Annotated in this window: 14 protein-coding genes and 1 pseudogene; 7 read left to right on the top strand and 8 right to left on the bottom strand. The window is 63.0% G+C overall.

Features of this window, described 5'->3' with window-relative positions; all coding sequences use genetic code 11:
* Window positions 1-53: 53 nt before the first annotated feature.
* Both eat and AC1RM6_RS18980 read right to left on the bottom strand, forming a co-directional pair.
* Window positions 54-1391 carry an ethanolamine permease gene (gene eat / locus AC1RM6_RS18985; RefSeq protein WP_493104038.1) on the bottom strand — a complete coding sequence of 446 codons (1338 nt, stop codon included), beginning with the start codon at window positions 1389-1391 and terminating at the stop codon, window positions 54-56.
* Window positions 1392-2394: 1003 nt separating this feature from the next.
* A complete protein-coding gene (locus tag AC1RM6_RS18980) occupies window positions 2395-3549 on the bottom strand; it encodes a hypothetical protein (protein ID WP_493104036.1) in 1155 nt (384 codons plus the stop codon).
* Between the two features lie 319 nt (window positions 3550-3868).
* On the opposite strand from AC1RM6_RS18980, the gene AC1RM6_RS18975 reads away from it, so the two are divergent.
* Window positions 3869-3991: a hypothetical protein gene (locus AC1RM6_RS18975; protein WP_493104034.1), complete on the top strand. Its 123-nt coding sequence runs from the start codon at window positions 3869-3871 to the stop codon at window positions 3989-3991.
* Window positions 3992-4099: 108 nt separating this feature from the next.
* Here AC1RM6_RS18975 and AC1RM6_RS18970 read toward each other — a convergent pair whose 3' ends face one another.
* The 4 genes from AC1RM6_RS18970 to AC1RM6_RS18955 form a co-directional block, all read right to left on the bottom strand.
* Window positions 4100-4765 (bottom strand): hypothetical protein, encoded by a 666-nt coding sequence (locus tag AC1RM6_RS18970; protein ID WP_493104032.1) that lies wholly within the window; start codon window positions 4763-4765, stop codon window positions 4100-4102.
* Between the two features lie 155 nt (window positions 4766-4920).
* Entirely contained in the window at window positions 4921-6063 is a 1143-nt protein-coding gene (locus AC1RM6_RS18965; protein ID WP_493104030.1) for a DUF4238 domain-containing protein, read from the bottom strand.
* A 135-nt stretch (window positions 6064-6198) separates the two neighbouring features.
* The gene (locus tag AC1RM6_RS18960) at window positions 6199-7509 is read right to left on the bottom strand and encodes an McrC family protein (protein WP_493104028.1); all 1311 of its coding nucleotides are present in this window, start codon (window positions 7507-7509) and stop codon (window positions 6199-6201) included.
* Window positions 7506-10757: a DUF8426 domain-containing protein gene (locus tag AC1RM6_RS18955; protein ID WP_493104027.1), complete on the bottom strand. Its 3252-nt coding sequence runs from the start codon at window positions 10755-10757 to the stop codon at window positions 7506-7508. The genes AC1RM6_RS18960 and AC1RM6_RS18955 overlap by 4 nt, the downstream gene beginning before the upstream one ends.
* A gap of 376 nt (window positions 10758-11133) precedes the next feature.
* Here AC1RM6_RS18955 and AC1RM6_RS18950 point away from each other — a divergent pair, with 376 nt between their 5' ends.
* On the top strand, window positions 11134-12129 hold the full coding sequence (locus AC1RM6_RS18950) for a phytanoyl-CoA dioxygenase family protein (RefSeq protein ID WP_493104026.1): 996 nt from the start codon (window positions 11134-11136) through the stop codon (window positions 12127-12129).
* Between the two features lie 9 nt (window positions 12130-12138).
* On the opposite strand, the pseudogene AC1RM6_RS18945 reads toward AC1RM6_RS18950, so the two are convergent.
* A pseudogene (locus AC1RM6_RS18945) lies at window positions 12139-12902 on the bottom strand (IS5 family transposase).
* A gap of 304 nt (window positions 12903-13206) precedes the next feature.
* Between AC1RM6_RS18945 and AC1RM6_RS18940 the strand changes: the two are divergent.
* From AC1RM6_RS18940 to AC1RM6_RS18925, 4 genes are all read left to right on the top strand, one after another.
* Window positions 13207-13662, top strand: coding sequence for a (2Fe-2S)-binding protein (locus tag AC1RM6_RS18940; protein WP_493104025.1), 456 nt, complete (start codon window positions 13207-13209; stop codon window positions 13660-13662).
* Window positions 13643-15877 carry a xanthine dehydrogenase family protein molybdopterin-binding subunit gene (locus AC1RM6_RS18935; protein WP_493104024.1) on the top strand — a complete coding sequence of 745 codons (2235 nt, stop codon included), beginning with the start codon at window positions 13643-13645 and terminating at the stop codon, window positions 15875-15877. Before AC1RM6_RS18940 ends, AC1RM6_RS18935 begins: the two co-directional genes overlap by 20 nt.
* On the top strand, window positions 15874-17214 hold the full coding sequence (locus AC1RM6_RS18930; RefSeq protein ID WP_493104023.1) for a c-type cytochrome: 1341 nt from the start codon (window positions 15874-15876) through the stop codon (window positions 17212-17214). Before AC1RM6_RS18935 ends, AC1RM6_RS18930 begins: the two co-directional genes overlap by 4 nt.
* Window positions 17215-17383: 169 nt before the next feature.
* Window positions 17384-18700, top strand: a complete 1317-nt coding sequence (locus AC1RM6_RS18925) for an NAD(P)/FAD-dependent oxidoreductase (RefSeq protein ID WP_493104021.1) — start codon at window positions 17384-17386, stop codon at window positions 18698-18700.
* Window positions 18701-18991: 291 nt separating this feature from the next.
* On the opposite strand, the gene AC1RM6_RS18920 is transcribed toward AC1RM6_RS18925, so the two are convergent.
* Window positions 18992-21112, bottom strand: coding sequence for a TonB-dependent siderophore receptor (locus AC1RM6_RS18920; protein ID WP_493104019.1), 2121 nt, complete (start codon window positions 21110-21112; stop codon window positions 18992-18994).
* A 247-nt stretch (window positions 21113-21359) separates the two neighbouring features.
* Here AC1RM6_RS18920 and AC1RM6_RS18915 point away from each other — a divergent pair, with 247 nt between their 5' ends.
* Window positions 21360-21920, top strand: coding sequence for an OmpA family protein (locus tag AC1RM6_RS18915; protein WP_493104017.1), 561 nt, complete (start codon window positions 21360-21362; stop codon window positions 21918-21920).
* Window positions 21921-21938: the final 18 nt, after the last annotated feature.

Below are 21938 nucleotides of genomic sequence, written 5' to 3'. Positions count from 1 at the left end.
CCGGTTCTCCTGAAGTGCCGCCCGAATGTGCACCGAAGCGCTGCCCCTGTCGATCAGCGCCGTGCAAACCGGCTCGCGATCACCGCGACCGCCATGATCGCCGCGAACACCAGGAAGATCGCCGGGTTGTAATAGATGATCGCGACCAGCGCGAGCAGCGCCATACCCAGCGCGAAGCCCGGGGCATAAGGGTAGAGCGGCGCGCGGTAGCCGCGCGCGAGTGCTGGTTCTGTGCGGCGCAGCTGGAACAGGCTCGCCATGCTCATCACATACATCACCAGCGCGCCGAACACCGACATCGTCACGATGCTGGCGGTGAGCGACTGGCCGGCGATCCCGACCAGATTGTCGCTGTAGATCGCCGCGACCCCGACCAGCCCGCCGGCGACCGTGGCGAGATGCGGGGTGCGGAAGCGCGGGTGGAGCCGCGACAGGACCGCCGGCAGATAACCCGCGCGCGACAGCGCGAAGATCTGCCGGGCATAGCCCATGATGATCCCGTGAAACGAGGCGACCAGCCCGAACAGGCCGAGCCACACCAGCATGTGCAGCCAGCCGCTCGACGTGCCGACCACCGACTTCATCGCCTGCGGCAGCGGATCGTTGAGATTGGCGAGCGCGCGCCAGTCGCCCGATCCGCCCGCGAAGATCATCACCCCGAAGGCGAGCAGGGTCAGCGTCAGCACCCCGGCGATATAGGCGATCGGGATGGTGCGGTGCGGGTCCTTGGCTTCCTCGGCGGCCATCGCCACCCCCTCGATCGCCAGGAAGAACCAGATCGCGAACGGGATCGCCGCGAAAATCCCGCCGATCGCACCGATCGAGAAACGGCTCTCGCCGGCCCAGCCGCCTGCGGCGAAATTCGACCAGTCGAAGGCGGGGGCGACCACCCCCATGAACACCAGCAGTTCGCCGACCGCGAGCAGGGTCACCACCAGCTCGAAGGTCGCGGCGATCTGCACCCCGACGATGTTGAGCGTGACGAAGACCAGATAGGCGCCGAGCGCGGCGTGCTTGGGATCGAGCCCCGGGAACTGGACGTTGAGATAGGCGCCGATCGCCAGCGCGATCGCCGGCGGCGCGAACAGGAACTCGATCAAGGTCGCGAACCCGGCGATCGCCCCGCCGACCGGCCCGAACGCGCGATAGCTATAGGCGAACGGCCCGCCCGCCTGCGGGATCGCGGTGGTCAGTTCGGTGAAGCTGAAGATGAAGGCGACATACATCGCCGCGATCGCCACCGTCGTCACCAGGAAGCCGAGCGTCCCCGCGCTCGCCCAGCCATAGCTCCAGCCGAAATATTCGCCCGATATCACCAGCCCGACCGCGATCCCCCACAGGTGGAACGCGTTCAGTTTCTTGGCGAGTGTGACTCCGTGTGTTTGCTCCATCGCGATGCGCCCCCCGATCGGGTGGGATATTGCGCTGCGTTGCAGCATAAGAAAAGGGTGGGGGTGTGAAATTTGGGTGGGCGCTTCGAGTGAAGCTATTTCGAAGCCAGCTGGAGTTTGCGATGGCGACAATAATGCACCGTACGCAGGAATTCTGCGTGTAAGCGGCTGTATCTGGGCGATTTTCCTCGCTTAAGTGACGTTTTTATAAAGCATAGCCGCTAAGATTTCGATCAAATTAACAAGTGTGACATATTGCTTAACGGTTCCGATCTGGGATATTGAAAAATCCAAGATAACTAATGAAATTTTCGCGAATACTTATGATTTTTGGTATAAAACCATGATATATGGATAATTGTGTGCCAATAGTATTTGATGTAATGTACAAATTACATGAGAATAATACATAATTCGTATTTTAATGGGCTTCCGCGCAGAGCCGATTTCGAAAATGTTCTGGCGCGTAGGGGGTATTCAGTCTGCGCTGCGGGCGGGTCGGGCGCTTCGGTCGCGGTTCATCTGCGCAAACCAATTGTGTGGAAGGTCGCAGATGATCCGGCAACGCAATGTTTCGCACAGCTTTTGTATGTCGCTCCGGTTGGCTTGATGTTGCCACGAGTGTTCGCACTATCCGCTCCAAACGCTCCGTACACAATTATAGGGATGTGGAGAAGCTCGATGGTTTCGCAAGACAGGTGGATTGGACGGCGTGGGTCAAAAACGATCTCATCCCAACACGTGAAAATCCTAGCACAAATCCCTTTTTAGTCCTTTCAACAATCCAGTGGTTAGGCCAGAATATCCGCTCACGGGGTTTACAATTGGATTTGCAGGCGCAGCATATACTTACGAGACGACGAACTGGAGATGTTATGTTGTTTGATCCGGTGTATTAGAATATTCGAGTTAGTTAGCGCGTTGCGCGAATTAGGTCTCCGACTGTGCTTCTTTCTGCCGGTGGCATGCCAGCGCGACCGTAACAATCCTGCCGCTAATGCGGTCATCGACGGCGGCGGGGGCGCTTTATAGCCTTGGCGGCGTTGGCCTGTGCGAGTTTGGCAGCCGCGGCGTTGTCCCTTGCCAGCTTCACATTTGCTTCCAGCGCGGCGGCCAGTCGGCTCTCTATGGCTATCTGTCTTCTTGCTTCCACCATCGCCGCTTTCTCTCGGACCTCATCCTCCTGGCGCTGCGCGGCCCATATCCAGACCGACGTGATAATCGCGATTGCGGATAAGACAGCTGATATGATTGCGACAGTGAGTCCTCGCTTAGATAGCGTGAGGCCGTTGCGGGACAGTTCAAGTCCGGCGGCAGTCGCCCGCTCAGAAGCTTCCGCGCCCATGCTGAACTGAGCAACAGCGGCAGTTGCTGTCTCATTCAGGCTGCGCTGTAGTTCGCCCATCGCTATCGCAAGCTTGTACATGTCAGCCATGCGTTCGGCGAGATCTTCCAATAGCGCGTTGGTCTCGTGTGCCGGATGCGGGGGGATTGTAATCTCGGACATCTTGAACGGTTCATGTGTGGTCTTCGCGGTCGGTATCGCCGCCGCCTTCGGATCACCGGTACCAAGTATCCCTTTCATGCCGTTGATGCGATCAACGATCGAGGAGCCTTGTGACATTGATTTGAGGATGCCGCCAAGTCGCTCGGACGCGGTCGAATTAGCAGTCAGGCCGGGGATCAATGCCGCTTTCAGCCTGTCGCTCATTCCTGAAGTCGAGCGCGAGAGCGCTTCCGCCACGCGCTTTTGAGAGGCTCGGAACTCACTGTTGGTCTTTCGAAATCCTCTGGCCAAATAGTCTTCGTCCGTTTCGCCATGCTCTGGCGCGGCCCCTCGTTCCGCCTCATCGCTGCCGCCAAACCAGTTTGAGTGGAGCTGAATCAGGCCGGAGACGATGGTAGTGCGCTCATCGGCAGAAAGCGATTCCATCTCCTTCTGGGTGAGCTTGGAGCCATCCGCGTGCTCGACCAGCGCCGCGATAAGCTGATCAACGACACTGGATGATGAAAGGGCGTCCCAGCCAGGAAGCTTGTTTAACGCGATCATCGCACCGACGTTGACACGACGGAGCGCAAGTTCGCCCAGCGCACCGACAATCCCCATCGGCCGCAGCGCGTTCATATAATCGAGATTAACCTTCAAATCCTCTGTCATCTATTTCCTGCAGTTGTCCGATCGGCGCACAGCTCTAGTCGAACTCACTTTAGCGGCTCGCTTGGTGGAGGAACATTGAAGACTCGCTGCCAACCATCAGTGCATCTGTCGGTCGAGGAGTGGAGGATAGGCTTCTGTTCGTACCGGTGGGGCTCTGGCTCTGCCCCTTGTCGCGATCGGATTTCCCAGCCATGGTGGCAGGCGCAGTCGAGGTGGAAGCGTACCAACCAGACTGCTTAAAACTGGAAATTGCGCTTCCGTTGGTCAACCGCGTGCATCGACTCATCAGTAGCCTCACGCGAGATGTAAAGGAGAAGCTATGAAGCTTAATCTTTCCATCCAGACCAGCGAACCAAACGGAAAGAACTTCCGAATGGACTTCGGGATCATGATCCCGATTGCGCTGTTCGCGATGGTCTTCCACGTATTTGGTTGGTTCTGATGAAGGTGGGCGGCTCGGAAACGGGTCGCCCATTTCACTTTTAAAGGTTGAGCGGCTCATTCTGAACAGCGCTTTCGAGGGCCGAATGCGACGGCCCATCAACTCAACTCACCGCCCAGTCACGGGCGGGAGTATCCCGCCAGGCGGAAATGTCCGCATTGCAATTGGTGGGGTTGGCGGCATCTGACCGATCGCGCCGGGCGGCGGGGGCGCGACGTCGAGCCAATTCACCGTTGGGTGGGCCGGGCAATAGTTATAGGTGCCGAGCCGCCAAAGAGAGTCGATGTTGGCGAGGTAGAGGCCGACCTTATGCTCGCTGTCGTTGATGATCCCCTCATAGAAGCACTGATGCGGACTGCCCGGCGACCGGTCAAAACTGCCCAGCGCCGTCGGCCAGCTATCAGGTTGGCTGTAGCTGATGGCTTCTATCGCCTTTCGGTAGGCCTCCGTGTCGGCATCGGATCCTGAAAAGTAGAAGCGCGCCGCCACGATTGCGGTGAGACCGCCTTTGCGCTCGCCGATAAATTGGATCGGGGACAAGAGGCCCGCCATGTAAATCTGCTCGATGGCGTCAATCACGCGCTCGTCATGGTCTTCGTCCCAGATCACCGCGAAATCATGCGTCTGCGGAAGAGCGAGCGGCCGGCGCGTGACATCGAGCCACTCAACCGCGCGAAACACGGAATAATGGGTGCCACGGCCAAGCGAACCGACTGGTCCGGCTTCATCGTACAGGCAAGTAAAGAGTTTTGAATATTGCGGCACAGCTGTCATGGCCAACTCCTAGGATCGTCAGGGTTGATGTGGATTCCTCCACGGCCACCCCGATTTCGTCAGGGTCACCTTTGCCGTTTAATCTTATGACAGGTGATGCCTCGATGGAAGGTGACAAATCAGGGGGCGCGGGGCAAATTACCCCGTCAGTGCCGTCACAGGTCGGTTGAAAGCCCGGCGCGCTCGCGGGCGGTCATGAGACATATGGCAACATAGGTTTTGACGTCGACTCTGCCTTCCTGGACGGCAAAAGCCATGTCGATCATGTCAGAAATCCACGGTCCGCGCAGGGGCGGATGGGTGTCCGTCCAGGGCGGCGGCGCGATGCTGGTGCGCACGAAGCCCAAATCCAGATTGACTTTCGAGGCCCGGCTACCGAACCCGATGAGTGTCTTTTTGCCCAGCGCATTGTCCTGTGTGACGATGCTGCTCGCTTTCACTCGCATAGGATCGCGTAGCGCTCGCCATCGTGCTCCGTCGCGCTCGATGTCGGCGACTGGAACGCCTGGTGGCACGAAGATGCTGGCGTGAGCAGCTTCCCACTGCAGATCGTTGATCCTCGCTGCATAGCGAGGATTGACCATTCGCCAGAGTGCGGGTCGCTTCCCGCCGACCGCATATGCCGCGCGGTCGTAGAACATGAGGGCGCGTGAAGGGCTCAGCGGCAAAAAGAGCTGGAGCCCTGCATTGCCATAGGCAACGACCCCAATCTCCTTGAGATGGGAGAACAGTCGATTGTGGAGAACCGCGGGTGCATCCGACAGCAGGAATGGACATTCGCTATCGTTGATAATCAGGGTGCAACCGAGATCGTAGAGCATCGGCGCACCGATGAACGCGGCCGCGACCGACTCTTGGACCGCATTGCCGATGCCTATCCTAACGCGCAACAGGTCGGCTAGCCGCTCGTCATTCTTGAAATGGCGTCGGATCAATTCCTTGGCGGCATGGTCTGCGCGCTGGTTCAACTCGGCTTCCGCAGCGACGGTGCGCCCGTTCTGCAATGCGATGTAGAGGATGAGGCCGATATAGTCGCCCCCTAGAAATGGCGGCAGTCGATCGGTCGTGAGGATGTCGTTGATTATCCGGGCGGCTTCACCTTCGATGATCGCCAGCGTCGCCTCGTTGACGCCGTCCTTGCCATAAAACCAGTCCCGCGCCGCCTGGTCTCGTATGCTTGCGCGGGGAACGAAGCGACCGCTGGCGATATGGTAGAGCCCGAGCGAACGCCCATCCGGGTTGGCGAATCGGCGGAGAGCCATCTGAGGCACATAATGGTGGCGCTTATGGTCGGACATCATCCCTATCCTATGCCAGAGGTGGTTGGCTTCCGGATGGGGATCCCACTCCTATCGGGCGGCTGACACGACCAATGCGCTGGGCAGATCGGTGCCAAACGACAATGGCAATCGATCATGACTAGCTATGCGCATCTATTGCGCCGGTGCTTGAGACTCGATCAGCGCGTTTACGAGCGTCCTGATCTCTGCAACCACGCCCTCTTTCCTTGCCGAGATGTCGATCCGACCGAATGTCAGCATGTCGGGACCGCCAAAGATACCGAAACGCTGGAGAGCGCTCGAACCGGCACCTGGAGCCGACGGGTAGAGCAAAAGCAAGCGCCGGGAACCATAGACGCGGGAATAGGCCATCATCTGATAGACATCCGCCTGCGAAACCCCTTTTTCTCTATTGAAAGGATCGACGGCTAAGCGCTTCCACTTGGTGTCGATCACGGCAACGCACTTGCCGTTCCGACGCAGCAGGATATCGGGCTTCGTGCGCAGACGATTATATACCGTCTCCTGATCGCGCCAATCGCCGAGGCAATACTGCAAGCCTCCCTGCGCAACGACTTCGATGCCGGTCCCCGCAAGCGCGCCTCGCATGAGGGCCACGATATAGGCTTCGAAGAGATCATTCATGGCGAAGAGAAGGGTGATGCCTCCATCTCGCTCAGGATCACGGTGGGTCGCCTGCCATTCGCGCCTGAGAAACAGCTTTGCCAAAGTCAAAAGTACCGCCCAACGGCGATTGCTGCGGTCGATTCGTATCTTAGCCCACGGTAGCGCGCTAATCGCCACGTCCGAGACGTCGGCGAAGACGAAGCGCAACTCATCCAGCCGGCGGCGTGTCTCGAACGCGCGCGCGTGTCCCGCGAGGTAAATCACAGCAGCCTTCATTGCCTGCAACAGGGCGATGTCGTTCGACAAAGCATCATATCGGCAGGCGAGACGATCGGGGCGTACGGCGTTGCGGGTGAATTGCGCGACACTGTTCAGCCGCCCTCGCAACGCCGGTAGATCGCGTTCGTACCGCACATAAGCGCGCGGCAAACCGCGTCGCGTTTCGGCCACCAGCCGGTCTACGAACAATCGCATTAGGATATCTAGCAGGTTGTGCGATTGATGGGCCATGTCCGCCGCCGCGCCGTCTGCTAGTTCGAGACCCAGCGCCATATCGAGCATGTGAACGAGGCGTGCGCGGACGGACGCCGCCGGTTCGGCCGTCGCGTCGGGATCCACCTTGGGCAGAATTTCGAGACTGCACCCACGCCCGGCGATCACGCCGACCATTTGCTTGGCGCGCAGATGGCCGTGGTGGTCCGAGAGGATGCCCAGACCTTCTTCGCCGCCCAACGGATGCTCGCGCGCGGCGGCGATCAGGCTGTTCGCTTGCTCGCGCGCGAAACCGCCGGCTCCGATCGCGACCTTTCCCCATTCATGGACAGAGAGATGGGTCATTCTTCGATCGGCGCCTCGATTTCGCTATCGTCGGCACCTTTGCCGCTGACCAAGATCGTGTAGGCGTTCGGCGTGAAGGCAGAGCGAACGAACCAGCTCTGCCGATCCTCGCCGTTGAACCCAGGGGGAGCCGGGAGTTTGCGGCTCCCGATAAAGCCGCTTCCGACTACCGCACGGATGCGGCTCCAATCCTCAAAGAAATATTCCTGAAGCAGAGGGATCACTCTGTCCCGCATTACCTGGTCGACATCTGCCGGGCTTTTGCAATGAATGAAATAGGCATGACCGATACGATGTTCACGATCGAGCAGATATTCGATCCGATCATTGATGCTGCGCAGCATGGCCGGGAGGTCGATATCGCCGATCTGTTGCAGCAGATCGGGGCGGGGTTCCATTTCCCGGAAGACGAAACGTCTCCTGAGCGCTGTGTCCAGTAGGGCGATCGATCGGTCGGCGGTGTTCATGGTCCCGATGATGTGCAGGTTCGACGGCACCCCGAACTCGGTTTTGGAGTAGGGTAGGGTGACTTTGACGGCGTTGGGCTTTTCCAGCCTCTTGTCCGGTTCGATGAGGGTGATAAGTTCTCCGAACACGTTAGAGATGTTCGCGCGGTTGATCTCGTCGATAATGAGGACATAGGGCTCGGGCGTTCCCGTGGTCTCCACGGCTTCGCCGCCACTGGCAACCACCTGCTCCAACGCATCCCAATCCACGAGCCGGCTGTTCATCTGATAGGCCGAGACCTGGCTCAAATCCTTTCCGTAGATCCTGGCTGAGGGAAGGCTCTCCTCGCTGTGCCACAGCCAGTTCACGGGCCTGCGATGATGATATTCTCGCGTCGACGCCGGCACGAACTCATAGGGACCGGTGATCTCGCCAATCGCACGAAATTTTCGGTTCCCGTCTGATATCATGACCAGAGATCCGACCTGCATATTGGCGCGGAACGTATAAGTCTGGGCAATGTTGGGATTGTTGCCCGTCGCGTCCGGTTCTTGCTCGCGCCAGCGCTGCTTGATCGCGGCGAACTCGTCGAACTGCGGATCGGACCAATCGATCTCGCCGCCCCAGCCAAGGACGATGTAGCCGCCGCTAATCGCATTCTGATAGATGACGTGGTCTTCGACTTCCCTGCTACGGCCCAGCGACATCTTGAAGATGCTCTTGCTACGGTCGATCACCGGCCTGTTGCCGATGGCCTTGCCGCGATTGCTCGCCGCAAGATCGGCGATCTGTTTGAAGATGCCGTCCTGCGGCTGGAGGCTGAATCCGCTGCCGGACTCGGCGTCTCCCTCTGCAGAACTTACCGGGCGCAGGCCTTCGACGAAGTCCTCGTAGCTGAAATTTTGATGGAAGGTGACGAAGCCGATCCGCTTCCTGCGGCAAAGCTCGTCGTAGCGTGCCATCAATGCTGCGCGGCCGGTTGTGTCGTCGGCAAACGGCGCATTTCCATCGCAAAGCATCACCGCCTCGCGCGCGGTGTTGAACGTCTTTCCGGTGCCGGGCGGGCCAAAGAGGATGAGGTTGGTGGCATCGGGTTGCACCATGGCTTGGCCATCCTTGAAAATGAGATCGTCGCTCTGCTCGGGACTACCCTCGTCGGGCCATCGACCCCGACGAGGTGGTGATGGAGCCAACCAGCTGGCGATTTTCTCACGCTTTGCAGCGAGCACCGTCTCGAACAATTCGGTCTGTGCCAGCGACAAGCGATCGGGAACGCCGTCATCGATGATGTTGGGGCGGCGGTTGAAATATATCGATGCTGGATTCTGATTGACGTAGCCCAGCACGCCCTCGGCCTTGGCGCGACCTGCGGATTTTCGACCGAAGCGAAGATCATAGGGTTCGATCCGAACAAACCACCAGTCGAGCCCGGCATCATGCACGGCGCGAGCGATGCGGCAAAAGGCCGTCGACTGCTGACGCGACCAGGTCGACCTCGCGGCTTTGAAACCGGGGTCGACGTCGAACCTCTTGAGCAAGGCGGTGTCGTCCTGGGTCACCGTCCAGATGAAGCCTTGGACGTCCCACAAGTCGCGGGGTGCCCAGCCCCAATCGCGCATCGCCGCGAGGATGGCCCGGCTCATGCCGATTGCATCGGCGAGTTCCGTCGATGACAGTCGCGCGTTTGCGAACAGCGAACGGTGGAGCAGAGCGGCGGCGACGGTGTGGAACGGCTGGTAGCGCAGGCCGACGACGTCGGACGGTCGCGCCAGCGCAGCGAGCATCGTAGGGATCGTGCGACTGTCGCCATATGGCATGCTGCTTTCCTGCCCTTCGGACAGGAGCGGCCAGCAGGTTTCTAGGAACGTCTCCACGCCCGCGACGATGTCGGGGGCACGAACGAGTTCGGCAGCGGCCTGTTCGATGGCACCGGGATGCTTTGCACGGACGCCGCGTAATCCGCTCGCCATCCGCCAGCCGAGCAGGTTGCTTTCCAAGCCGCCTCGTCCCGCAAGAAGGTCCAACAGCGCTGTGCCTGTGCCCTCGTCGTCCTTAGAATCTCCGGCAATAATGTCCGCTGCGCGGCTGATCAGGGCACGCTTATAATCGTCTTCCCGGCCCGAATAGTCGCTCGCTACGTCGAAGCTTGTGAAGTTTGGAAAGGTTTCGAGAAAGCGAGCCTTCATGCTTGCTAATGCGGTGGCGTCCAGCGCCGTCTCTCCACCGAGATTGAAATGATAGATCGTTGCTGAACTTACTTTCGCGCCTGTGCGCGCTGGAGGCCCGACATCGGCCATGTCGAGAAATTTCGTCCCGGTGAGGGTTTGGCAGATGTTCGGCCACGCCTGGTTGAGACCGAGCGCGGTGTTCACATCCCGAACGCGTACATCCACTCCATCGCGTTCGGCCTCACGAGCTGGTTCAATATATTCCTGAAGCACGTGCTGACGAATCCGATCGGCATCACTCGCCGGCGCCGCTGCCTCACCCGAAAGGAAGCGCCCATATTGCTTCAGCCAACTGGTCCAGTTCTTCAACCGCGGGAGTGGGTTTTTCGAATCCGGCATCAGCTTGCGATAATCCTGACCGCCCGCCCGGCTGTCCGCCTTTATCTGGTCGAGACGGCTCAATAGGGCGACGAATTTATCGGCCGCCCATGCCTGGTCGAGATCGCAGTGTGCGAACCCGAGATCACTGAGGCAACGCTCGATACGCCTTATCGATTGTATTCGCGTATTTCGGCCATCGGCCGAATTGGCTCCGCTCGCTTCGAGCCACTTGTTGTAATCGGCTTCGCTCATCTCGCTTTACCGCCTCGCTCGCGCGCGGCGCATGCCGAGAGATCACGGTTCGCGACCGTGGCGCACGCGGTCCTCATATTTGATTACAGCCCCCTAACTGACATGCGATACATGGCGCAGTCACAGCGGGAAGTCATCGGCAATTATGCTGAAGAAACGATGCGTGATGGCCGGGGTATCGAGGTCGTTGGCAATGCACCGAGACCTTGGACGCGGCGACGCCTGTCTCGAGCGCAGCCGGCACTGGCCGACATCGTCAAAACGCAGGATGAAAGATAGGCCGCCAGTCTTCATCCGAGACGGGACAAAGGTACATGTCTTCTACCGGCCAGACAGGAGTTTCGACTTCGACGAAACGCCTTGCGGCTGGCCCAGCATGAATCGCGCGCCTTTTGACGAGCAATGGTATCTCGCCAAATATCCCGATGTCGCCGAGGCGATCCGAAAGCAGACATTCGCGTCGGGACAGGCGCATTATGAGCGGTTCGGGCGGCCCCAGGGACGCCTGCCGTCCCCGTTCGACGAGGATTTCTATCGCAGCCGCTATCCGCTGGTAAAAGGCGAGCTGGCGCGGGCGGTGACGGCCTCGGCCTATAACCATTATCGCGCCCGCGGCCTGGCGCGCGGCTATCTGCCGACACCGGCGGCCTCGCGCGCACCCAACGCCCATGCTCCACGCTCGATCCATGGCGGCCTGTGGATCGATGCTCCGGACGCGGTCGATCGCGTCGCCGGCCGCTACGAAATCGGCATGATCACCAGCGAGGAGGCCGAGCGGCTGCTGTTCTTCATCGCGAACGGCTATATGATCTTCCCCCAGGCCGTCCCGAACCAGCTGCTCGACGCGGCCGAGGCCGCGCTCGATCAGGCCTATCGCGGTCTCGTTCCATCGCTGCTGTTCGAATGCCATCCGGTGTCGCTCCAGCCGCTCGCCTGGCGTCCCGAAATTCGCGCGCACGCCACCAAGGCGCTCGACCTTCATGTCCAGTCGAGCGCGATCCGCGATCTCATCCTGAGTTCGACGCTCGTGCGCTATCTGAGCCTGCTCTTCGAATGCCGGCCGCTCGCCTCCCAGACGCTGACATTCCTGCGTGGATCGGGACAGCAGGCGCACCAGAATTCGACCTATGTCGCTTATTCGCTGCCGCGCGATTTCGCGGCGTCCTGGATCGCGCTCGAGGATGTGGCGCGGGGTGCCGGCGAACTCTTCTATTATCCGGGCAGCCATCGCTTTCCCGAGTTCACTATTGCGGATATAAGAGCATTGCGGAGGCGCAATTGCCCACGGTTCAACGTGCCGCTCTATGCCGAAGCCAACCCCCGGCCGATGACGCCCCATGGCGACGGCTTCTTCATGAGCAGCGTCTATTAGGCCGTAGACTCATAACGTGTTGCACCAGATGCGAGCGCAGACGAGTTTGACGGCAGCGAGATAATTGGCGTCTTTCTTGTCGTATCGGGTGGCGATGCCGCGAAAATGTTTGATGCGGCAGAAGAAGCGCTCGACGAGATTGCGCTGGCGGTAGAGCCAGGGTGAGAAGGCAAAGCGCTGTTTGCGGTTGGCCTTGTTAGGGATGTTGGCCCAGATGTTCCTTTCCGCCGCCTTGGCGCGGATCGCATTGCTGTCATAGCCCTTGTCCCCGAGCAGCGTGGCATTCTCAGGGGCTGCTTCGATCAGCGCTTCGGCTTCGCAGGCGTCATGGACCTGACCACCGGTCAGGCGCAGGCTGACAGGACGTCCTTCAGCGTCGACAAGAGCATGGAGCTTGCTGGTAAGACCGCCCCGGGAACGTCCCATGCCATGATCTGTGGATCCCCCTTTTTGCCTGTCGCGGCATGTTGGTGGACACGCACGCAGGTGGAGTCGATCATCACCAGTTCGCCGTTGAAACCGGCTGAAACCGCCGCGAGAAGTCGGTCCCACACCCCCGCTTTGCGCCAGCGGACGAACCGGTTGTAGCAGGTCGTCGGTGGCCCGTAGCGCTCAGGGACCTCCGCCCACGGCGAGCCAGTTCGAAACCGCCACATTATGCCGTTCAGCACGCGCCGATCATCGACCCGGGGAACGCCCCTCGGCTTGTTCGGCAACAGCGGTTCGATGATCGCCCATTCCCGATCCGTCAGTTCGTACCGCCGCCGTGTCATCAAACCTCCCAATCAATGGGACGCCTGAATCACCCGGCACGTCAAATCTCAAGTGCCTTTATGAGTTCACGGCCTAGCGGACGGCAGGCCGCTGTTCCCGCGCTTGCCGGCCGACCTTATGTGCAATTCGGCCATAAGGCCGGAACAGATTTCCGGGGTCGCGCGTGTCGCGGCCGACGCGCCTCTCCGGCGTCGCATATCATACTTTGAGATGAGGGGACCGGCTCGGCAAAGGCTGCTAGATGCCGATCATGGGCTTTGGTCGCCATGCGGCCCCAAGCCAATCCAGCGGGCGGAGATATCCTTGCCGACTTTGACGATCAACGGAACGGCGCGGGAGGTCGAGGTGGCCGACGACGTGCCGCTGCTGTGGGCGCTGCGCGACGTGCTGGGTTTGACCGGCACGAAGTTCGGTTGTGGCGTTGCCCAGTGCGGCGCTTGCACCGTCCATCTCGATGGCGAGGCGGTGCGGTCGTGCCAGTTGCCGGTCGGGGTCGTCGGCGATCGCCGGATCACCACGATCGAGGCGATCGGCGCAACCCCGGCGGGGGCGCGCATCCAGAAGGCGTGGCTCGAGCTCGAGGTCATGCAGTGCGGTTATTGCCAGCCCGGCCAGATCATGTCGGCGACCGCGCTGCTCGCCGCCAACCCGGCGCCGCAGGATGCCGATATCGACGCCGCCATGGCCGGCAATCTGTGCCGCTGCGGCACCTATGCGCGCATCCGCGAAGGGATCAAACATGCTGCGCGATCGGTCTGACGCTTCGGCGGAATCGCCCGCATCGTCCGATCCGGCGGGATCGCCCGGTCCGTCGGCAGGCGTCTCGCGCCGTTCGCTGCTGCGGGCGGGGGCGGTGGTCGGTGGCGGGCTGATGATCGGCATCAACCTCGTCGGGCGCGCGGTCGCCGACGAAAGCGGCGCGGCCGCGTCCGGCGCGCCGTTCAACGCCTTCATCCGCATCGCGCCCGACAGCCGGGTGACCTTCGTGATGCCCGCGGTCGAGATGGGGCAGGGCGCCTATACGTCGACCTCGATGATGCTCGCCGAGGAACTCGATGTCGGCCTCGACCAGGTCGTCACCGAACATGCGCCGCCCGATCAGGCGCTTTATGGCAGCCCCGCGCTGGTGATCCAGGCGACCGGCGGATCGACGACGACGATGGCTTGGTTTGTGCCGCTGCGCAAAGCCGGCGCCACCGCGCGGGCGATGCTGGTCGAGGCCGCGGCGACCGGCTGGGGGGTGCCCGCCGCGACGCTGCGCACCGAGCAGGGCATCGTCCATCATGATCCGAGCGGGCGATCGATCGCCTATGGCAAGCTGGCGGGCCGCGCGGCCGGGCTCAAGCCGCCCGCCGATGTCGTCCTGAAGGATCCGAAGGCGTTCCGGCTGATCGGCAAGCCCGCCCATCGGCTCGACAGCCCCGCCAAGGTCGACGGCAGCGCGCAGTTCGGGATCGACGTCCGGCTGCCCGGGATGAAATATGCGACGCTCGCGTCGAGCCCGGTGTTCGGCGGCAAGCTCGTCGGCGTCGACGACGCCCAGGCGAAAACGGTGCCGGGCGTGCGCCAGATCGTCGTCCTCGACAATATGGTGGCGGTCGTCGGCGACCATATGTGGGCGGCGAAGCAGGGGCTCGCGGCGCTGGTGCTGCGCTGGGCCGATGGCAGCAATGGCGGGCTGAGCCAGGACCAGCTGTGGGCCGGTCTCGAAAAAGCATCGCAGGGGCCCGGCGTCACCGCGCAGAAGCTCGGCGACGCGGCCGGGCAACTGACCGATGGGGCGCTGTTCGACGCCACCTATGAACTGCCGTTCCTCGCCCATGCGCCGATGGAGCCGATGAACTGCACGGTCCATGTCCAGGGCGGCGGCTGCGAGATCTGGGTCGGCACCCAGGCGCCCGGCATGGCGCAGGACCAGGCGGCCGCCGTCCTCGGCGTTCCCGCGGCGAAGGTCGTCCTCAACAATCATCTGATCGGTGGCGGCTTCGGCCGCCGGCTCGAGGTCGACGGCGTCGTCAAGGCGGTGCGGATCGCGCAGAAGGTCGACGGACCGGTCAAGATCGTGTGGACCCGCGAGGAGGACATCCAGCAGGAACTGTACCGGCCGCTCTATCATGACCGGCTCAAGGCGCGGGTCGAGCAGGGCAAGGTCGTCGCCTGGCACCACCGCGTCACCGGGCCGTCGATCATGGCGCGCTGGCTGCCGCCGGCGTTCAAGGACGGCATCGACGGCGACGCGGTCGATGGCGCGATCAACCAGCCTTATGACTTCCCGAATGTGCTCGTCGAATATGTTCGCCACGAGACCCCGATACCGGTCGCCTTCTGGCGCGGGGTCGGCCCCAACAGCAATGTCTTCTCGGCCGAATGTTTTCTCGATCTGATCGCGCACAAGAACAGCCTCGATCCGGTCGCCTTCCGCCGGTCGATGCTGCAGAAAAACAAGCGCGCGCTCGGCGCGCTCGAATTGGCGGTCGCCAAGGCCGGCTGGACCGCACCGCTTGCAGCACCGGTGGGCGGCGGCCGGGCAGGGCGCGGCTTCGCCTTGCTCGCCTCGTTCGGTAGCTTTCTCGGCTGCGTCGCCGATGTCGTCGTCGCCGACGATGGCGATGTCCGCGTGACCCGGGTCGTGATCGCCGCCGATGTCGGCATGGTGGTCAACCCCGATACGCTGGTCGCGCAGATCCAGGGCGGGGTCGTGTTCGGGATCACGACGATCCTGCACGGCCAGGTGACGATCGCCGACGGGCGGGTGCAGCAGAGCAATTTCAACGATTATCGGCTGGTGCGGATCGACGAGATGCCGGCGATCGAGGCGCATATCGTGCCGAGCAGCGAACCGCCGGGCGGGATCGGCGAGCCGGGTACCGTCATCGTCCAGCCGGCGATCAACAACGCCATCCTCGCCGCGACCGGCATCCAATTGACGCGCATGCCGATCGATCGCGCGCGCATCGCCAAGGGCAAGTCATGACGAGACGCCGGATCCTGCGCTGGGTGATCGGCGTGCCCGCCGCGATCGGGCTGGTCGTGGCCGCCTATATGGGGTGGCTGGTGTTCCAGCCGGGGGTGACAGATTTCGCGGGCGGCCATGCGGTCGATCTCGCCGCTTATGCCGGCCCTTCGCCGACGGGTGTCCCCGCCGATCTGCCGCCGGGCGACGCGCTGAGCCGCGGTGCCTATCTGACCGCCGCCGCCGACTGCGCGGCCTGCCATACCGCCAAGGGCGGCGTGCCCTTCGCCGGCGGCCGGCCATTCAAGCTGCCGTTCGGGACGATCTACACCCCCAATATCACCCCCGATCCGGTCACCGGCATCGGCCGCTGGACCGACGCCGACTTCCTGCGCGCGGTCCACAAGGGGATCGGCAAGGGCGGCGAGCGGCTTTATCCGGCCTTTCCCTATGCCTCCTACACGATGCTGACCGATCAGGACGTGCTGGCGATCAAGACCTATCTCTTCTCGCTCAAGCCGGTGCGCCAGGCGACCTTGCCGAACAGCTTCGTCTTTCCGTTCAACCAGCGCTGGCTGATGGCGATCTGGGGGACCTTGTTCAACAAGGACAGCCGCTTCATGCCCGTAGCCGAGCGCAGCCCGGCGTGGAATCGCGGCGCCTATCTGGTCGAGGCGGCGGGGCACTGCGCCGAATGCCACAGCCCGCGCAATCTGATGCAGGCGCCCGACACCCGCCGCAAGATGGCGGGCGGCCAGGCCGAGGGCTGGAACGCCTATAACATCACCAGCGACCGGCTGAGCGGCATCGGCGCGTGGAGCGAGGCCGAGACCGCCGCCTATCTGGCGAAGGGCCATGCGGTCGGTCGCGGCACCGCGTCGGGGCCGATGCGCGAGGCGGTCGAGCTCAGCCTCGCCAGGCTGACGCCCGGCGATATCGCCGCGATCGTCACCTATTTGCGGACGGTGCCGCCGATCCGGTCATCGGCCTCGCCCGAACCGGCGGGGCCGGCGCCGCGGCTGGCGAGCGCGGGACCGACCGACAACCCGACCGGCAAGCGGATCTTCGAGGGAGCCTGCGCCAGCTGCCATGCCTGGACCGGGGCGGGGGCGCTCGTCGCCCAGGCGCAGCTCACCGGCGGCCGCGCCGTCAACGACCCCAGTGCGGTCAACGTCGCCCAGATGGTGCTCAACGGTTCGGGTCCGTCGACCGGCGGCCATCCGCTGATGCCGAGCTTCGCGGCCGCCTATACCGACACCGAGATCGCCGCGGTCGCCAATTATGTGACCGCGCGCTTCGGCGCCAGGCCGTCCGACGTCAGTGCGAAACAGGTGGCGGAGATGCGCGAGGCGAACTGAGACGTCGGCGAGCGATTTCCGGACCTGACCGAAAATCTGCAGAGCTGAGCCGTGCCGCGTCCGGTATCTCGTTCATAGGAGCGGATATGGTCTTTCCGGATGTCGGGGCGTAGCGGATTTCGGCGGGTTCCGATATCGCGAGACGTCGCCGTCAGGAAAGAAGCAGGTCATGGCATCGAGCAAGACCCAGATCGTCATCGTCGGCGGGGGCGCTTCCGGGCTGGAACTCGCGGCGCGGCTCGGCCGTCGCTATGGCCGGCGGGATCACGACATCATCCTGGTCGATTGCAACCGGACCCATATCTGGAAGCCGCTGCTCCACGAGGTCGCGACCGGATCGCTCGACGCCAATATGGACGAGGTCGGCTATCGCAGCCATTGTCACCGCTGGGGCTATCGTTACTTCCACGGCACCCTCGCGTCGATCGATCGCGCCGGCCGGCAGGTCCATCTGGCGCCGCTGCGGGACGACCGGGGCAGAGAGGTCGTCGCGGCGCACAACATTCGTTACGACTATCTGGTGCTCGCCTTCGGCTCGGTCACCAATGATTTCGGAACGCCCGGGGTTGCCGATAATTGCACCTTCCTCGACCGCCGTTGGCAGGCCGACCAGTTTCGGGACCGCCTGCTGAATCATTGCCTGGGCGTGTCGCGGGCGATGATGGCCGACCCGTCGAGCGATGCGCATGTCCGGATCGCGATCGTCGGCGGCGGCGCGACGGGCGTCGAACTGGCGGCGGAACTGTTCAATGCGGCCGAGGCACTGGGGCATTACGGGCTCGAAGTGTTCGACGGCAGCCGGCTCGCGGTCACCCTGATCGAAGCCGGGCCGCGCCTATTGCCGGCGCTGCCCGAACGGCTGGCCGCGGCCGCGCACCATGAACTCGAGGTGCTGGGCGTTCGCGTCCTCACCGACACCCAGGTCACCGCCTCGACGCCGGACGGCATGGTGACGCGCCAGGGTGAGGTCGTCCCGGCCGATCTCCAGGTCTGGGCCGCCGGGGTGAAGGCGACCCCCATCGCCGGTGGCCTCGACGGGCTCGAATGCGCGCGCGCGGGCCAGATCATGGTGACGCCGAGCCTGCAGTCGGTCGACGATCGCCGCATCTTCGCGATGGGCGACTGTGCCTATTGCCTCCTGCCCGGGCAGGAACGGCCGGTTCCGCCCCGGGCGCAGGCCGCGCACCAGATGGCGGTAACGGTGTTCGCCAATCTCAACCGGCTGATGGCCGGCCGGACACCGGTCCCGTTCGTCTACAAGGATCATGGCTCGCTGGTGTCGCTGAGCCGCTTTTCGACGGTCGGGACGCTGATGGGCAATCTGGTCGGTGGCAAGCTGGCCGTCGAGGGGCGGCTGGCGCGTTTCATCTACCTGTCGCTCTATCGCATGCATCTCATCGCCATTCATGGATGGCTGAAAGGGGCGGCGATGATCGTCGTCGGTCATGTCAACCGCATCGTCCGGCCGCGACTGAAGCTCCATTGATCCGTCCGCCCGAAGAGCGTGTGAAGAAATCGCCTCCGTCGCTCCCGCGAAGGCGGGAGCCTGTCCAGTCTATCGTTTGCGCTCAGTAGTTTCCGCGCACGATGGCTCGAATTGAACCTAAATTCAGGCGCTTATGTCAGCACCGGATGGGTTCCCGCCTTCGCGGGAACGACGGTGGATGGGGGTAAAATCTCCGGCTAGCGATTTCTTCACACGCTTCGAAGCCGGCCGGACCGGAAACGGCGCCGACCACTATGAACGGATGGCGTTCATGGCAATCGGCGCTCTGCCTCAATAGCGAACGGTCACCGTCCCGAGCACCGACCGCGGGGCGCCGTAATAGCCCTGGTCGTAATTGAGCGCGCCGAGATATTTGGCGTTGGTGACGTTCTTCAGGTTGGCGCTCACCGCGACATGTTCGCTGATCGTGTAGCGCGCGAGCAGGTCGAGCAGCGCATAGCTGCCCTGGGTGATCCGCACCTGCCGGCCGGTCGTCGACGAGACGATCCCATCGGGCTCGAGATAGATGCGGCTCTGATATTGGAGCGAGGCGCCGAGCTTGAGCGCGGAGAAGGACGGCGGCGAGTAGGTCAGGTTGAGCCGCGCGGTGTTGCGGGGCACGAAGGTGCGCACCGGTTCGCCGTCCTCGCCGCGGATCCGCATCAGCGTATAGCCGCCGGTCGCTTGCAGGCCGGGGACGATCTGGCCGCCGAACTCGAGCTCGACGCCCTGCGACTTAGCGTCGACGCCGCGATAGATCGTCCGGCCGTTGGTCGTGTCGAACCCGGCCGCCTCGGCGGTGTTCTTCTGGCGCGCCTGGAAGATCGCCGCGCTCGCGTTGAGCCGGCCGTCGAACCACTCGCCCTTGACCCCGGCCTCGAGATTGTCGCCCTCGATCGGTTTGAGCAGCTGGTTGTTCGCGCCGAACTGGCTCTGCGGGTTGAAGATCGTCGCGAAGCTCGCATAGGCGCTGATGTTCGCGGTGAGATCGTAGGTTGCGCCGACGAACGGCAGGAAGCGCTTGCGATCATATTCGGTCGGGGTGCCGTAGGACTGCCCCTCGCTGAGCGCATGGGTGTAATTGCCGCCGATCATCAGCTTGAGCGGATCGGCAAGGTTGAGCCGGATCAGACCATAGACGGTCTCGCGGCGGCTATGCTGGTCGAGGCTCGGGACATAGGGGGTCGGGAAAGCGGGCAGCGCGAAGCTGCCGTCGAACGCGGTGGTCGCCAGCGGCAGCCCGACCCCGATCGTCGAGTCCACATAGCTCGATCCCTGCTGATAATGCTGGGCGCTGCGATTGACCCCCAGCATCACGTCGTGCGCGCGGCCGAACAGCTGCGCCTTGCCCGAGACATAGGCGTCGATGGTCAGGTTGCGGCCTTCGCCGCTGAACGCCCCCGGGTAGCTGAAGATGCCGTCGCCGGTGGTCTTGTCGGGATTGCCATAGACGTAGAACAGCTTGTCGTTCTCGCTGTTGGCGCGGCGCACCACGCTCAGCTTGGCGACCCAGTCGCCGCCGAACTGGTGGGTGATGTCGCCGAAGATCTGCCGGTCGATCACGTTCCAGCCGGCCCAGTCGGGCCCGGTGTTCGCCGAGCGCGGCAGGTCGATCCGGGTGCCGTCGCTATAATAAAGCGGCAGCGCCCCCCACATCGCGCCATGGGTCTGGTGGTTCTGATAGCCATAGCCGCCGCTGACGGTCGTGCTCGATCCGATATCGGCCTCGACGATGCCGTAACCGGTCCAGCGGCGCAGCTGATAGCGATCGAGATAGGAGTCGGTGTCGAGCCAGGCGCCGACCGCGCGGGCGCGGATGCTGCCGTCATGGGTCAGCGGCACGCTGACATCGGCGTCGAGCCGGCGATTGTCGAACGAGCCATATTGCGCGCTCGCCGATGCCTGGAATTCCCTGGTCGGGCGCTTGCGGATGAAGTTGACCACCGCGGACGGGTTGCCGGTCGACGAGAGCAGGCCGGGGGCGCCGCGCACCACCTCGATATGATCGTAGATCGCGGTGTCGATCGATCCGGTCTGGACCTCGAACGCGAAGGGCAGGCCGATGCCGTCGATCTGGAAGGTCTGGATGTCGAAGCCGCGCGCCGAATAATAGAAGCGGTCGGTCTCCTGTGCCTGTACGTTGACCCCGGGTACCGTCGCCAGCAGCGCGTTGACGTCGTTGAGCTGGAAATCCTCGATCTGGGCGCGGGTCACCACGCTGATCGACTGCGGGGTCTCGCGCTGGCTGAGCGGCATGCGGGTCGCGGTCGTCTGCGCCTTGACCGCATAATCGTCGCTGCCTTCGGTCTGGCCGGTGACGACGATCTCGTCGCTGCGCTGGGGATCGGCGGCGACGTCGGCGGCGGCAGCGGGCGCAACCGCGGCGGCCATCAATGCAAGAACCATGGACATTATGACATTCTCCCTTGCCCCATCGACGGCAAGGCCAGTAGAACAGATTCATCTAATTGCAAGTCATTAGCACTAGCATGATGACGATGGCGCGGCGTGAGGCGCGTTCATCGCGCCGGCGTCGCGGATGACGGCGCAGCCCGCTCCGCAAAGATTCGCATCGACGCGCCGACCGGGATAGGCTGGCCACCGCACGCGCCCGATCGCCGATGACGGCCGGCCGCGACCGCTTTCGGGGGAGGGCATCATGGCACGGTTGCTGTTGCTGGCGTTGGGACTGGCGTTGATCGCCGCGATCGGCCTTGGCGTGAAATCCTGCGGGCAAACCCCACCCGAGCCGGTGCAGCGCGCGCCGGACCTGTCGGCGGTGGTCGCCTTGCCCAATGGCGCGGTGCTGACCGCCCCCAAGGGCAGCGTCGGCCGCGACATGGTCGACTGGTTGGCCTCGTCCGACGACAGCGAGCGCTATTTCGAACTGGGCGGCCATGAATATGACGGCCGCGCGGTCGAGCCGACGATCGAATCGAAGGTGCGGATCGGACGCGGGGTCGCGATCCTCAAAGCCAATCCCAAGGTGGCGGTCCATGTCATCGGCTATACCGCCGCGAGCGACGATCCGGCGGCGGACCTGAAGCTGTCGACCGCGCGCGCCGAATGGCTGGTGAGCGCGCTCGAGGAAGGGGGCATCGCCCGGTCGCGGCTGTCGGCGGAAGGGCGCGGCGCCGCCGATCCGATCGCCGACAATGCGACCCCGGCGGGGCGCGCGCGCAACGAGCGGGTCGCGATGATCCTGCGCCACCAGCACTGACGGCGGATGACGGCGTTC

Source organism: Rhizorhabdus sp. GW822-FHT03C02 (genome assembly GCF_058801765.1).
Note: the sequence above shows the minus strand (reverse complement) of the source record. Positions and strands in the feature narration are given on the sequence as shown.